Origin of the sequence: Chitinophaga niastensis, assembly GCF_003014755.1 — a bacterium.
GTDB lineage: Bacteria > Bacteroidota > Bacteroidia > Chitinophagales > Chitinophagaceae > Chitinophaga > Chitinophaga niastensis.
Genome location: NZ_PYAW01000002.1, coordinates 1,121,941 through 1,135,973, shown reverse-complemented (window position 1 = coordinate 1,135,973; position 14,033 = coordinate 1,121,941). Strand labels below are relative to the sequence as shown.

At 44.3% G+C, this 14,033-nt stretch carries 9 protein-coding genes; 5 read left to right on the top strand and 4 right to left on the bottom strand.

The window, feature by feature from the left end; genetic code table 11:
* Nucleotides 1–7: 7 nt before the first annotated feature.
* The 3 genes from CLV51_RS13185 (at nucleotide 8) to CLV51_RS13175 (ending at nucleotide 3,632) form a co-directional block, all read left to right on the top strand.
* Nucleotides 8–1,555: an acyl-CoA mutase large subunit family protein gene (locus CLV51_RS13185; RefSeq protein ID WP_106528491.1), complete on the top strand. Its 1,548-nt coding sequence runs from the start codon at nucleotides 8–10 to the stop codon at nucleotides 1,553–1,555.
* A gap of 23 nt (nucleotides 1,556–1,578) precedes the next feature.
* Nucleotides 1,579–2,472, top strand: coding sequence for a class I SAM-dependent methyltransferase (locus CLV51_RS13180; protein WP_106528490.1), 894 nt, complete (start codon nucleotides 1,579–1,581; stop codon nucleotides 2,470–2,472).
* 104 nt (nucleotides 2,473–2,576) lie between these two features.
* Nucleotides 2,577–3,632 carry an acyltransferase gene (locus CLV51_RS13175; protein ID WP_106528489.1) on the top strand — a complete coding sequence of 352 codons (1,056 nt, stop codon included), beginning with the start codon at nucleotides 2,577–2,579 and terminating at the stop codon, nucleotides 3,630–3,632.
* A 106-nt stretch (nucleotides 3,633–3,738) separates the two neighbouring features.
* On the opposite strand, the gene CLV51_RS13170 is transcribed toward CLV51_RS13175, so the two are convergent.
* The gene (locus CLV51_RS13170; protein ID WP_106528488.1) at nucleotides 3,739–5,904 is read right to left on the bottom strand and encodes a S46 family peptidase; all 2,166 of its coding nucleotides are present in this window, start codon (nucleotides 5,902–5,904) and stop codon (nucleotides 3,739–3,741) included.
* A gap of 164 nt (nucleotides 5,905–6,068) precedes the next feature.
* Between CLV51_RS13170 and CLV51_RS13165 the strand changes: the two genes are divergently transcribed.
* Nucleotides 6,069–7,151 (top strand): sensor histidine kinase, encoded by a 1,083-nt coding sequence (locus tag CLV51_RS13165; protein ID WP_106528487.1) that lies wholly within the window; start codon nucleotides 6,069–6,071, stop codon nucleotides 7,149–7,151.
* 138 nt (nucleotides 7,152–7,289) lie between these two features.
* Here CLV51_RS13165 and CLV51_RS13160 read toward each other — a convergent pair whose 3' ends face one another.
* Nucleotides 7,290–8,117 carry a M57 family metalloprotease gene (locus tag CLV51_RS13160; RefSeq protein ID WP_106528486.1) on the bottom strand — a complete coding sequence of 276 codons (828 nt, stop codon included), beginning with the start codon at nucleotides 8,115–8,117 and terminating at the stop codon, nucleotides 7,290–7,292.
* 238 nt (nucleotides 8,118–8,355) lie between these two features.
* Nucleotides 8,356–9,183: a M57 family metalloprotease gene (locus CLV51_RS13155; RefSeq protein ID WP_106528485.1), complete on the bottom strand. Its 828-nt coding sequence runs from the start codon at nucleotides 9,181–9,183 to the stop codon at nucleotides 8,356–8,358.
* Nucleotides 9,184–9,724: 541 nt separating this feature from the next.
* Here CLV51_RS13155 and CLV51_RS13150 point away from each other — a divergent pair.
* Nucleotides 9,725–12,505: a S8 family serine peptidase gene (locus CLV51_RS13150; protein ID WP_158267004.1), complete on the top strand. Its 2,781-nt coding sequence runs from the start codon at nucleotides 9,725–9,727 to the stop codon at nucleotides 12,503–12,505.
* A gap of 82 nt (nucleotides 12,506–12,587) precedes the next feature.
* On the opposite strand, the gene lpdA is transcribed toward CLV51_RS13150, so the two are convergent.
* Nucleotides 12,588–13,994, bottom strand: coding sequence for a dihydrolipoyl dehydrogenase (gene lpdA / locus CLV51_RS13145; protein WP_106528483.1), 1,407 nt, complete (start codon nucleotides 13,992–13,994; stop codon nucleotides 12,588–12,590).
* Between the last annotated feature and the right edge of the window lie 39 nt (nucleotides 13,995–14,033).

The following is a 14,033-nucleotide window of genomic DNA, read 5'->3' as shown; positions in this document are numbered from 1 at the left end:
AGACAACATGGAAAAGATTATTCAAACCGATTCGGGCATCACTATAGCTCCGCTGTACACCCAGCCAGTGGCTATGGAAGAACAACCCGGTACCTTTCCCTTCACAAGGGGTATACACGCCACTATGTACCGCGATAAACTGTGGACGATGCGGCAGTATGCGGGTTTCAGCACGGCAGAAGAATCCAATAAACGATACCACTACCTGCTGAGTCAGGGCGTAATGGGCCTCAGCGTTGCATTTGACCTGCCAACGCAAATTGGTTACGATTCCGATCACCCTATGTCTGAAGGTGAAGTAGGTAAAGTAGGGGTGGCTATTGATTCATTGGAAGATATGGAAATATTGTTCAAAGATATTTCCCTGGAAAAGATCTCTACCTCTATGACTATCAACGCCACAGGATTCATACTGCTGGCATTTTACATTGCACTCGCCAAAAGGCAGGGCGCAGATCTGAAAAAGATTTCCGGCACCATACAAAATGATATCCTGAAAGAATATGCCGCCAGAGGCACTTTCATATATCCGCCGAAACCTTCCATGCGCCTCATCACAGATATTTTTGCATACTGCAGTAAGGAAGTACCCAAGTGGAATACCATCTCCATTTCCGGCTACCATATACGCGAAGCAGGCGCCAATGCAGTACAGGAGCTCGCCTTCACCCTGGCTAACGGGAAAGCATATCTGAAAGCAGCCCTGGAAAAAGAATTGGACATCAATGTATTTGCAAAACGACTTTCCTTCTTTTTCAATGCTCATAATCACCTGTTTGAAGAAGTAGCCAAATTCCGTGCTGCCAGACGCATGTGGGCCAGTATTACGAAAGAGCTGGGCGCAACAGACCCAAAAGCACAGATGCTGCGCTTTCATACACAAACAGGAGGCAGCACATTAACAGCACAGCAGCCACAGAACAATATTGTACGCGTAGCCATTCAAACCATGGCGGCCACTTTAGGCGGCACGCAATCCCTGCATACCAACGGCTACGACGAAGCTTTATCATTACCAACCGAAGAAGCAGCCCGTATTGCACTGCGCACACAACAGATAGTAGGCTATGAAAGTGGTATTGCTGATACAGTAGATCCGCTGGCAGGCTCCTTTTATGTAGAAGCCCTCACCAACGAAGTAGAAAACAAAGCCTGGGAGCTGATTCATAAAATTGATGCCATGGGTGGCGCAGTAAGCGCCATTGAACAAGGTTTTGTACAGGATGAAATTGCCCGCAGTGCTTATAAATACCAGCAAGAGATAGAAAATAATGAGAAGATCATCATAGGAGTGAACAAATTTACTTCCGCGCAGCAGGCTGCTCCGGAGGTTTTTCGTATTGATGACAGTATCCGTAAAATACAATCAGATCGACTGCAATCACTGCGCGAACGTCGCGACAATGTGGCCGTACAGGCTATCCTGCAGCGCATTACAACAGCTGCCGGCACCACCGAAAACCTTATGCCATTGGTAGTGGAAGCGGTGGAGCATCTGTGTACACTGGGTGAAATAGCCGATGCATTAAGAGATGTATGGGGAGAGTATAAATAATTCTAAGCGTATTCAACATTCAAATGAGTTTAATTCACTACAACAACTGTCCGCTTTGTGGTTCATCGCAAATACATGAAGCACTCACTGCGAAAGACTATACTGTATCAAAAAAACCATTCGCCATATTCCATTGCGGTGGCTGCGAAGGCCGTTTTACACAAGATGTGCCGGACAATGAGCAAATTGGCCGCTACTATCAGTCGCAGGAATATATTTCCCATTCCGAAACTAAAAAAGGGCTGATCAACCGCTTATACCACAGTGTTAGAAAGATCACGCTGCGCTCCAAACAAAACTGGGTGCGTAATGCTGCTGGTATTAAACAGGGTGCATTACTGGATATTGGTAGTGGCACCGGTGCCTTCCTTCACTATATGCAAACCGGTGGCTGGACTGTTACCGGCCTGGAACCAGACGAAAATGCACGTCGTAATGCAAAGGATATTTACAATATAGATGCACTGCCGATTGAGCAGCTGTATTCACTGCCACCACAACAATATGATGCAGTTACCATGTGGCATGTACTGGAACATGTGCACGACCTGCACAGATACCTGGATCATATCCGTATTTTGCTGAAACCCGGCGGATCCCTGCTTATAGCGGTTCCTAACTATACTTCTTCCGATGCAGCACACTATGGTGAATACTGGGCCGCTTATGATGTGCCCCGTCATCTCTACCATTTCTCGCCGGCATCTATGGAAAAATTATTATCTCAACACCATATCAGGCTGATAAAAAAACACCCTATGGTGTTTGATGGCTTCTACGTAAGCCTGCTCAGTGAAAAGTATAAAACCGGTAAAAGCCGGCTGTTGGCAGGTTTCTTCCATGGCTTCCGCTCCTATCGCAAAGGATTGAAACAGGTAGACCGCTGCAGTTCTATTGTGTACGAATGTAAAATATAGTTTTTTCACGCAAAGGCGCAAAGAAATACTTTAATCAAATATCATTAAACCATTCTTTGCGCCTTTGCTGCTTTGCACCTTTGCGTGAAAAAAATCCACGAACAATGAAACCACTCTCCCACCATATTTACTGGATGGATATTGTCCGTATTACTGCCTGCTTCATGGTAGTAATAGCCCATTGCTGCGATGCTTTTATTGGTAACCTGAACATCCCGGAGGATGCTTTCTGGAGTTCCTTTTACGGCTCGCTGGTACGACCCTGCGTACCATTATTTGTGATGCTCTCCGGCTGTTTGCTGCTGCCAATGAGAGATACACCCCGCGTATTTCTTACAAAAAGATTTTCCCGCATACTCATCCCGTTCCTGATCTGGTCTGTATTATACGCAGTATTGCCTTATCTGTTCGGTGAATTTGGCGTAGCGGATATGTGGCATAATTTCACACACATTCCGCTGAATTTCAACAGCAAGAATGAACATTTCTGGTACATTTACATGCTGATAGGCCTCTATCTGTACATTCCCATTTTTTCGCCCTGGGTGCAAACAGCTTCCCGTAAAATGAAAGAATATTTTCTGCTGATATGGGGCATTACTTTATTTCTTCCCTATGTAAAAACTTATTTTCCGCAAATCCTCGGTGAGTGCGACTGGAACCCGATTGGTACATTCTACTACTTCACCGGTTTTACCGGATATCTGCTACTCGGTAATTACCTCCAGCAGTATCCACCAAAACTCTCCGGCGTACAACGTATCGTGTTGTGTGCGGTTTTATTTTCAGTAGGATTCCTGACTACTTTTTACGGATTTAATTATACCACCAGGGTACATGGTGTGCCGCAGGAATTATGCTGGGGTTATCTTACTATCAATGTAGTATTGATGACTGTGGGTATGTTTTTGCTATTTCAGCCTGCGACCATAAAAAGTAATACTATGCAGAAAGTGGTGGCAGATGTATCAGTGCTGAGTTTCGGGATCTTCCTGGTGCATGCTATGATCGTGAAAAGCCTGGTGCACCCTGCGATCAATACCCTGGCTATTTCTACGGGGCTTAAAATTCCTTTGGTGGCGGTGGTATCCTTTGTATTGTCGTATATTATTGTGAAAGCGCTGTCGTATTTGCCGATGAGCAAGTATATCATCGGATAGCTTTTAGTTGTTAGCGATTAGCTTTTAGATAAATGCAGCGGAGATGATGCACATAACATCATCTCCGCTGCATTTATCTAAAAGCTAACTACTAAAAGCTAATCGCTTAATTCACCAATTTCATTTCATCAATCAATCTCGTACATCCTGCATATTTATCTACAATAAATAATACGTATCTGATGTCTACCATAATATTACGGCAGATAGAAGGATCATAATTGATATCACTCATAGTACCTTCCCAGGTACGGTCAAAGTTAAGGCCCACCAAATGGCCATAAGCATCCAGTGCAGGACTGCCGGAATTACCGCCGGTACTATGATTGGAACCAATGAAGCATACAGGCATTTTGCCATTTACACCATAGCGGCCGTAGTCCTTTTTCTTATAGAGTTCAATCAGTTTGGCCGGTACATCAAATTCATAATCACCCGGAATATATTTTTCCATTACCCCGTCGAGGTAGGTGTAGAAGTCGTAATGAATGGCATCCCGCGGATTGTAGCCATCTACCTTGCCATACGTTACACGCAGGGTACTGTTGGCATCAGGATAGAAGCGTTTTTTGCCTGCCATTACGTCCATCTGCGCCTGCATGTAAGTACGTTGCAGGTTATTGATGCTGGATTGTATATCGCTGAGGGGTTTGCTTACATTTTCTACAAAACCTTTGCGCATAGCCATTACCAGGTGGGTAGCAGGATCTTTCCACATCTGCGCTACCACAGTATTATAAGGCTGTTGTATAAAAGATTTCAGTTTATCCATAGATGTCAGACCGGATGATGCATACAGTTGATCAGCCAGTGTACGGCCGTCCTTATTGTTTTCTATCCAGATCTGCTGGTATTCATTACCGGCATATTGTTTAGGTACACCTTTCGCGTAGATATCCATCAGGCTTATGCAAATATCGTGATCCACTTTAGCATTATAGTTCTGATAAAACGGCTGCATTGATTCAAGGAATTGCTGGCGCAGTGTTTCAAACTGGCCTTCTCCTCTTTCGTGTACATCGTTGAGGAAGCTGATCAGGCGGTCGCTTGCAGTGAATAGCTCTACGTTTTTCACGAGCTCACTGTAGTAGTCGCGGGCTTGTGCATAAGGCTGTATCTGGCGGTAGTAGCCATTTAAGGAATCCAGTGTGCCGGCATATTGTTGTTTCCAAACCGGATTGGCTTGCAACAGCTGCTTGTATTCCGCTTCATATTGCTGCTTTTTACCGATGCCATTGGTTTGTTTAACTCCCTGCATCTCACCCATCCACTTTTTCCAGTAATTGGCGGTACCTGCATATTTAGCAGCATATTGAATTTTGATCTGTGCGTCTTTGCGCATGTAACCATCCATGATTTTCAGGGCAGCATCACGCATTTCCACTTTGGCAGCATCCAATACTTCCACGGTTTGTTTTACACCTTCCGAGGGCAGGTATTCATTAGTACGGCCCGGAAAACCCAGTACCATCGTAAAATCATTCTGCTTCACTCCTTTCATGGAGATAGGCAACGCATATTTAGGCTTTAAAGGCACATTATCGCCCGAGTAAGGTGCCGGGCGACCATCTTTACCGGCGTAGATGCGAAACATGGAGAAATCGCCTGTATGACGCGGCCAAACCCAGTTATCCGTATCAGAGCCGAACTTACCGATAGAAGAAGGTGGCGCTCCTACCAAACGTACATCTTTATATGTTTCCGTCACAAACAGGAAATACTGGTTGCCTTCAAAAAATGGCTTTACCATTACATCCTGCCAGCTTTCTTTGCGGACTGTCTGTTTAATTTCGTTCAAACGCTTATCTATAGCCGACTGCCGCTCTTTTTCACTCATTCCCCCTTTCACATCCTGCAGGGCAGATTTGGTAACATCATCTATACGCACGATGAAAGTGGCGGTAAGACCGGGGTTAGGCAGTTCTTCCACTGCCGATTTTGCCCAGAAGCCATTCTCCAGGAAATTATTCTGCAGGGTGGAATGTTTCTGGATTGCATCATAACCGCAGTGATGGTTAGTGAGGAGCAGCCCCTGGTTAGAGATCACCTCCGCAGTACAAAAGCCGCCGAAGCTCACAATCGCATCTTTCAGGCTGCCTTTGTTGATATTATAAATATCCGAGGCATTAATTTTCATGCCCATTCCTTTCATCTCTTTCTCATTAAGAGTGGAGAGTAGCTGGGGTAGCCACATTCCTTCCGTAGCATAGGTGCGCCCTGTCTGCACAATGAGTACTAGCAGCAGCAGTGGCTTCACGATTCGTTGCAACATATCTGATATTCTTTTTATAAAACCAGCAATTTACTACAATTACAGGAGGCAGGGAAAGATAAGCCGGTGTTTCTGATCATTCATCGACATAAACGAGCTGTTTACAGAGATGCCGGTGTTTATTCGGTTGGATTGCCTGAATTTCATAACTATATCTGTCTTGCATGTTCCGCTTCAAATCTTCGGTAGTCATAGCTCATATCACGGGGTGGCTTATATGCCTGAGTTTACCGCTGTTATTTATCAGTGGGCAAACCGGCGACCACAAGGCCATCGCTATTCTGTTATCAGTAGATTACCTGGTATTCCTGGTTACCTACGTATCACTCTTTTATTTTCATACTAATTTTCTTTTCCCTCAATTATATTTCCGGAAACAGTATGTGTTGTATTTCCTGTCTGTTTTCCTGTTACTATTGATGGTCAATTATATGCGACCATTTGACCATCTGTTTACACGATTATCACATCATCTGCCCGACAGCAGGTGGCATCCTCATATGGCTCCAGGCCCCGGAGGCCCGAATGGTATGCAGCCTTCGGGAGGCCAGTCTGTACGGATAGATATTGTAAGCATATTCCTCTTTTTACTGACTATTGCATTGAGCATAGCCATTGAAACTACACACCGGTGGCGGCAAACGGAGAAAAGAGCGCTATACGCAGAAACCCGTAAAACGCAGGCGGAATTATCGTTTTTAAAAGCACAGATCAATCCGCATTTCCTGTTTAATACCCTCAATAATATTTATTCGCTGGCTATGACCCGCCATGAATATACAGCTGCCAGCATCATGAAGTTATCTAATATACTGCGCTATGTAACAGAGGATACAAGAGATGATTATGTGCTGCTGGACAGTGAAATTGATTGTTTGCGTGATTATATTGATCTGCAAAAATTAAGGCTGACCACTAAAACAAAAGTGAGGTTTTCTGTTACCGGCAACCCTGGCATCAAATGTATTGCACCATTGGTGCTATTGCCTTTCCTGGAAAATGCCTTTAAATACGGGGTAAGCAATCATGAGCCATCGGATATTATTATTCAGCTGGATACACTGGAAGATCATATCGATTTTTTTTGCAGCAATAAGCTGTTTCATTTCCCACCCGATACCACCCACACCGGTATTGGCATTACCAATACACGGCAACGGCTTGATCATTTATATCCCGACAAATATGAGCTGCGTATTAATGAAGATAACGGAGCTTATACCATTTTCTTACAATTACAGGTATAGCTGATGGAGATTAAATGGGGGATTACAAACAGCAATATGATAAACTGAAATACAGCGATTGCTATATACGACAGATTTGCTCAGCTTAATATAAACAAACCGCTGCATTCAGTCCATCATGCTAATTTCTTTTACTGCTTACTGGTAGAGGTAATTCAAAGCAATGATATCATTGGCATTAAAGGTACGGTCGCCACCATTGGAGCAGGCCAGCATCCAGGAGTCAGCATCAGGACCGCTGGGAGTACCAGGAATCCATACTGCACCAACACCGCCACTGCCTTCATCAATAGCACTGCCACCGCAACTGTAAGAACGATCCATGTAATCAGTATGACGCATACCGATACAGTGACCAATTTCATGTTGGATAACAGAGCCTACATACAACACGTCAGGATTACTGCCATAAGCTGCAGCATTGGTATTCATTTTAACTGTGCTGTAAGGGTTTCCGCTGCTGGTAGGGAAGCCGGAAGAACCCAGGGTAATGTAACCACCACTAGGTCCCTGATTGAACCCTTTGATAGTGATGTTTGGGGTACCGCTTGTAATACGCTGGAAAGTTACCCGCAATCCAAGGGCGTTATAACGCTGGATAGCGAGGTCTGCTCCATTGATGAACGCAGTTCCCAGATTGACTACTTTTATTGTGATCACACGGGGTAAAGCGGTTACCACATAATTGGTACTGTACTGTTCTGTTTTTGCGATACGAAGAACAGGGCTTTTAACTTTTCCTGCTTTCAGCTGATCTGCTGTGAGCAGGATGTCACCTTCCACGAGGTAACCTTCGTCTGTTTTCACAACATTCTGTGTACTAAAGCCATTGGCTTTGATTTGGGCTAACACATCTGCTGCAATAGGATTTGGTTGTGCTTCCTTTGGTGCATTGTTTTTCTGACAGGAAGCAATTGTGAAAGCGACCGCCAGGCAACAGAGGACGCTAAGGGTTTGTTTTCTCATCGGTTTGGATTTTTTGTTTGGGTTTTTTGTTTGAGTTTAGAGTAAAGAATGGCTGTATCGCGGTGTAGCTTACCGCAACAGAAGGTGAACAGACGATATATCTGCATAGAATAATGTATCCGGAAGAAGTAAGATGATGAACTGAAATACAGCAATTGATATATCAGACAGATAGATTTACGCTGACCAAGTAGCAACCTGCTGCATTCAGTTCAACATGCTATGTTTTCTTTAGGGTTTAATGATAGAGGTATTTTAAAGCAATGATATCATTGGCATTAAAGGTACGGTTGCCACCATTGGAGCAGGCCAGCATCCAGGAGTTCGCATCAGGACCGGTAGGAGTACCTGGAATCCATACGGCACCTACACCGCCATTGCCTTCGTTTATAGCGCTACCGCCGCAGCTATAGGCGCGGTTCATATAATCTGTATGACGCATACCAATACAGTGACCAACTTCATGCTGGATAACAGATCCTACATACAACACGTTGGGGTTGCTACCATACGCTGCCGGGTTGGTATTCATTTTAACTGTGCTGTAAGGATTTCCGCTACTGGTAGGGAAACCGGAAGAGCCCAAAGTGATGTAACCACCGCTTGGTCCCTGGTTGAAGCCCTTGATAGTAATGTTAGGAGTACCACTGGTAATACGTTTGAATGTAATACGCAGTCCCAGTCTGTTATAACGGGCAATAGCCGTATCCGCACCTGCAATAAAAGCAGATCCCAGGTTGGTAACTTTAATTGTAATAACACGGGGTAAAGCAGTTACCAGGTAATTGGTACGGTACTGTTCATCGTTTGCAATGCGAAGAGTAGGGCTGCTAACTTTTTCTTTCAACTGATCAGCAGTAAGCAGAATATCACCTTCTACCAGGTAACCATCTTCTGTTTTCACAACATTATCGGTAATGAAGCCATTAGCTTTGATTTGAGCTAACACGTCTGCTGAAATGGGATCTGGGGTAACTGCTTTTTGTTCGTCGCTCTTATTACTACAGGAAGCGAACATAAAAGCGACTGCCAGGCAGCAAATGACGCTTAATACTTGTTTTTTCATAATTCAGATTTTGGTTTTTTGGTTTAAGAAAAAGGTATCCCTATCGCTTGTTCCTGCGAACAAGCAACTGTTAACAATAGTTAATGCAAGCATTGATTTATAATGATAATATTATAAATACAATAGCTTCAGCTAATGCTTTTCTGCCCAAAAACAACAGTAAATCTGTGCTCTCGTTTTTGAAGACATACAACAGCTCGAATGCTTGTTACAGCATTACATAAAATTCTAATGGATTGGCTATGATTCAGTAATACCGGTAGTTTCCGGTGACTCAGACTTGCTCTTCAGATTAATAAATAGTAAAATGGCTTTTCGTATCGTTGCTCAGACTTTGTTGACTTCTACAATTCAGATTTTCTCTTTTCAATATTACAACTTTCGTTTTACTTAAAAAAAATATTTTGTTTTAATTCATATAAAAATTGCGCTGAAAAATTAATTGCTGTAGCTTTAAGTAGCATCGTAAACCCAATATCATTTATCTGTGCCGCATTCCTACATGAAGCAAAACATCTTAAAAATTTGGCCCCTATTACTTTTGCTGCTACTCTGCCGCAACGAAACGGCTGCACAAAAAAAAATCTATACCGATTCTCTTCTACTGAGATATGCAACAGATACTTTTTCACGTACACATTCCACAGCTCCATTGTTGATAAAATTCACCAATGCACCTACTGAAAAATCATTGCGTGAATGGGGGTTAATAAAGGCGCTAACCAGTCACCATTATATATTACGGCAGTTACCTACAGATAGCATTTCTCTGAAAAAAATAGTATACTGTTATACAGCTAATACTAACTGGAAAGCAACTACGCTGTTACTACAACAACTGGAAAAATTATCCGACAGCGATAGTATTACTATGCAAGTATCTTATGGCGATCTGTTACAACCACTTGCCTATGCAAACATAGTAACTACGCTGCCTCACTATGCTGCCGCAGTAGTACGCATTAAAAAACAGGACTGGACTGCTTTTATCAATCAACCAGCCATACGCATTGCAGACGTTTTGCGACATCCTTCTCCCGAAATTATTATTAACACCATCAATCCTTTTGTTAATCGTATCAATATAGCACAACAACAATTTCCTGCGATACGTGGAAAAAACATCACCGTTTCCGTTAAGGAAGATTTATTTGACACCACTGATATTGACCTCAAAGGCAGGTATGTTCCGTCACCGGGAGTTTCTTCCATCAATAGTTCGCATGCTACTATAATGGCTACATTGATAGGTGGCGCCGGTAACAGCGGAAGTAACGGCCTGGGTGTGGCACCGGAAGTATTATTCAGTTCAGCGGATTATAATGTTAGCCTGTTCCCGGATGACAATGCCTATTACAGGCAGTATGCTATCACGGTACAAAATCATTCTTACGGCACCGGTATTGAGAATTACTATGGTGCAGAAGCAGCTGCTTATGATCAGCATGTTTTGGAAGCAGACACCATCCTGCATGTGTTTTCTTCCGGCAATATTGGCACGCAAACATCAACCAGTGGCCGCTATCAGGGGATCGGTGGTTATGCAAACCTATCCGGTAATTTTAAGCAGGCAAAAAATATAATTGTTACAGGGGGCACCGATGGCGCAGCTCAGGTGATGGCACTGAGTTCCAAAGGCCCCGCTTATGATGGCCGTATAAAGCCTGAAATAGTAGTCTACGGGCAAGATGGAACCTCCGGTGCGGCCGCGCTTACTTCCGGCGTAGCAGCCCTGTTGCAGGACGCCTGGCGGCAACGGTTTAACACCCCTGCATCTTCGGCCCTCATCAAAGCCATTATCATTAACAGTGCTTCACTCCCCCGCGGCGTACTCCCAGGCTATGATCATGGCTTTGGCAGTTTGCATGCACTGGGTGCTTTGCAAACTATGCAGGAAAGTCGCTACCGCAGCGGTGTTGTTAGTCCCGCTACGCCTGCCGCCTTCGACATTACCATACCCGCAGGTATGCAGCAGGTAAAAGTAACCCTGTGCTGGAACGACCCGGCAGCGGCTGTAAACGCCCCTTCCGCACTGGTAAATGACCTGGACATGGTGGTAACTACCAGCGACAATAAACAGTACCTGCCCTGGGTGCTCAGCAGCTACCCGGCAGCAGACTCTCTTAAAATGATCGCACGGCGCGGTGTGGATAGCCTTAATAACATAGAGCAGATCAGCATAGATCACCCCATCGCCGGGAAACTGCACATCAGTATCCGCGGAACACGCCTGTCAACGCAGGCCCAATCCTTTTACCTGGCGTATGAATTCACCCCGCTGCAAACTTTCCAGTGGCAAAACCCTGTAGCAGGCAGTATCCTGAATGCTTCGCAGAATACGCCGCTGCAATGGCAAACTTCGTATAGTGGTAACGGTGACCTTTCGTATAGCCTGGACAGTGGCAGTACATGGTTACCTGTTGCACAAAATATAGCGATAGCGCAAAGCATGTACAACTGGCCGGTACCAGACATCTTCCATAAAATATTATTAAAACTAACGTTAACGGATACTTCGTTTGTGAGCGCACCCTGTTACATTTCCCCGATGCTCACTATACATACTGGTTTTAACTGTAACGATACTGCCCTTCTTTACTGGAATGCACAGCCCGGCGCAGCAGCCTACCAGGTTTATACACTGGGCAACAGCACCTTAATTCCGTATAGTCAGCCCCGTGATACCTTTCTTTTTGTTCCTAAAGCGCAGGTGGCCTCGTTGTACTTTGCGGTGAGTCCTGTTGCTGCTGCCGGCTGGACAGGCGCCCGCAGCTATGCCGTGAATTATACCCTGCAAGGCGTAGGTTGTTATATTCAGAATTTGCTGGCAGATAAAACAACGGATAACAAAGTATTGTTATCGCTCTCTCTGGGGAGTACCTATCATCTCAAAAACGTTTATTGGGAGCGGATTTCCGGAAAAAACTGGGCAACGCTCTCCACACAGCCGGTAGGTGATGCGATGCATTTTAATTACCTCGATAATAGCCCCTGGGAAGGCATCGTTTATTACCGCGTACGCCTCGAAACAATAGATGGTATAAATATTTATTCAGATCCGGTATCTGTACAAATATTATTCAATAACCATATACTGCTATTCCCTAACCCGGTGAGCACGCAGCTGACCATTTTAGATACGCAAATTCGCAGCAGGAAAATGCTGATAACGGATATGAACGGACGTATTGTATTGCAGCGCGCCCTGGAAGATATGCAGGAGGTAGTATCACTGCAGCAATTGGCTAATGGGATATACAATTGCAGTATTTACCTGGAAGGAACACGGATCTACTCTAAACAGTTTGTAAAACAGCAATAACAGGTTATTCAACAGCTATAAAACAAACAGCCGTTCTGATGTACATCAGAACGGCTGTTGCCGTATTTACAATAAAATGTTATTACAGGTGAATTGCTTCGCCGTAAGCTACTTCTATGGCGTCTTTTACAGCTTCGCTCATAGTTGGATGCGGGTGGATAGAATCCAGCACTTCCTGGTAAGTAGTTTCCAGTTTACGCGCTACTACTGTTTCTGCGATGATCTCAGTTACGTTAGCACCAATCATATGGGTACCTAACCATTCGCCGTATTTAGCGTCAAAGATCACTTTTACGAAGCCTTCAGGAGCACCGGCAGCAGAAGCCTTACCGGAAGCAGAGAATGGGAATTTACCCACTTTCACTTCGTAACCAGCTTCTTTAGCAGCTTTCTCAGTATAACCTACAGAAGCGATTTCAGGTGCACAATAAGTACAACCCGGAATGTTCATGTAGTCGATAGTTTCAGGTTTGTGTGCATATTTCTTTTCGCCGTATGCGATGGCTTCCACGCAAACAATCGCTTCTTTAGAAGCAACGTGCGCCAGGGCCTGACCAGGAACCATGTCGCCGATAGCGTAAACGCCCGGGATGTTGGTTTGATAGTATTTATCCACCAGTACGCGGCCTTTATCGGTTTTAATACCCATTCCTTCCAGACCGATATTTTCGATATTAGCTGCAATACCTACCGCGCTCAGTACCACGTCTGCTTCCAGGGTGATTTCGCCGGTTTGTGTTTTCACTTTAGCTTTAACACCATTACCAGTTGCTTCAACTGCTTCTACAGAAGCGTTGGTCATGATTTCGATGCCTTTCTTTTTGTATATTTTTTCCAGCTCTTTGGAGATATCTTCATCTTCTACCGGAACAATGCGGGGCAGGAATTCAACGATTGTTACTTTAGTGCCGATAGTAGCATAGAAGTAAGCGAATTCCACACCAATTGCACCGGAACCAACTACGATCATGGATTTAGGCTGCTGCGGCAAGTTCATTGCTTCGCGGTAACCGATCACATTTTTACCATCAATTTTCAGGTTAGGCAATTCACGTGAACGTGCACCTGTAGCCAGAATGATGTGTTTTGCATCGTATACAGTAGCTTTCCCGTCTTTATCGGTTACTTCTACCTGGCCTTTGGTTTTTACTTTACCATGGCCCATTAATACATCGATCTTATTCTTTTTCATCAGGAACTGTACGCCCCTGCTCATTTTATCAGCAACACCGCGGCTACGTTTGATCACTGCATCAAATTCTACTTTAGCATCACTTACAGTGATACCGTAATCTTTAGAATGCTGCGTATATTCAAATACCTGTGCAGTTTTTAATAAAGCTTTGGTTGGAATGCAGCCCCAGTTCAAACAGATACCACCCAGGCTTTCTCTTTCCACGACTGCGGTTTTAAATCCCAGCTGAGAAGCACGAATAGCAGCCACATATCCGCCGGGCCCACTACCAATTACGATTACGTCGTATGCCATATTGTTTTATTTTAATTGAAACTTGCCAAAGGTAGATAA

Bases quoted from the DNA above. Each gene is read 5' to 3' on its own strand.
- CLV51_RS13185 (WP_106528491.1), top strand. From the start codon at position 8: ATGGAAAAGATTATTCAAACCGATTCGGGCATCACTATAGCTCCGCTG.
- CLV51_RS13180 (WP_106528490.1), top strand. From the start codon at position 1,579: ATGAGTTTAATTCACTACAACAACTGTCCGCTTTGTGGTTCATCGCAA.
- CLV51_RS13175 (WP_106528489.1), top strand. From the start codon at position 2,577: ATGAAACCACTCTCCCACCATATTTACTGGATGGATATTGTCCGTATT.
- CLV51_RS13170 (WP_106528488.1), bottom strand. From the start codon at position 5,904: ATGTTGCAACGAATCGTGAAGCCACTGCTGCTGCTAGTACTCATTGTG.
- CLV51_RS13165 (WP_106528487.1), top strand. From the start codon at position 6,069: ATGTTCCGCTTCAAATCTTCGGTAGTCATAGCTCATATCACGGGGTGG.
- CLV51_RS13160 (WP_106528486.1), bottom strand. From the start codon at position 8,117: ATGAGAAAACAAACCCTTAGCGTCCTCTGTTGCCTGGCGGTCGCTTTC.
- CLV51_RS13155 (WP_106528485.1), bottom strand. From the start codon at position 9,183: ATGAAAAAACAAGTATTAAGCGTCATTTGCTGCCTGGCAGTCGCTTTT.
- lpdA (WP_106528483.1), bottom strand. From the start codon at position 13,994: ATGGCATACGACGTAATCGTAATTGGTAGTGGGCCCGGCGGATATGTG.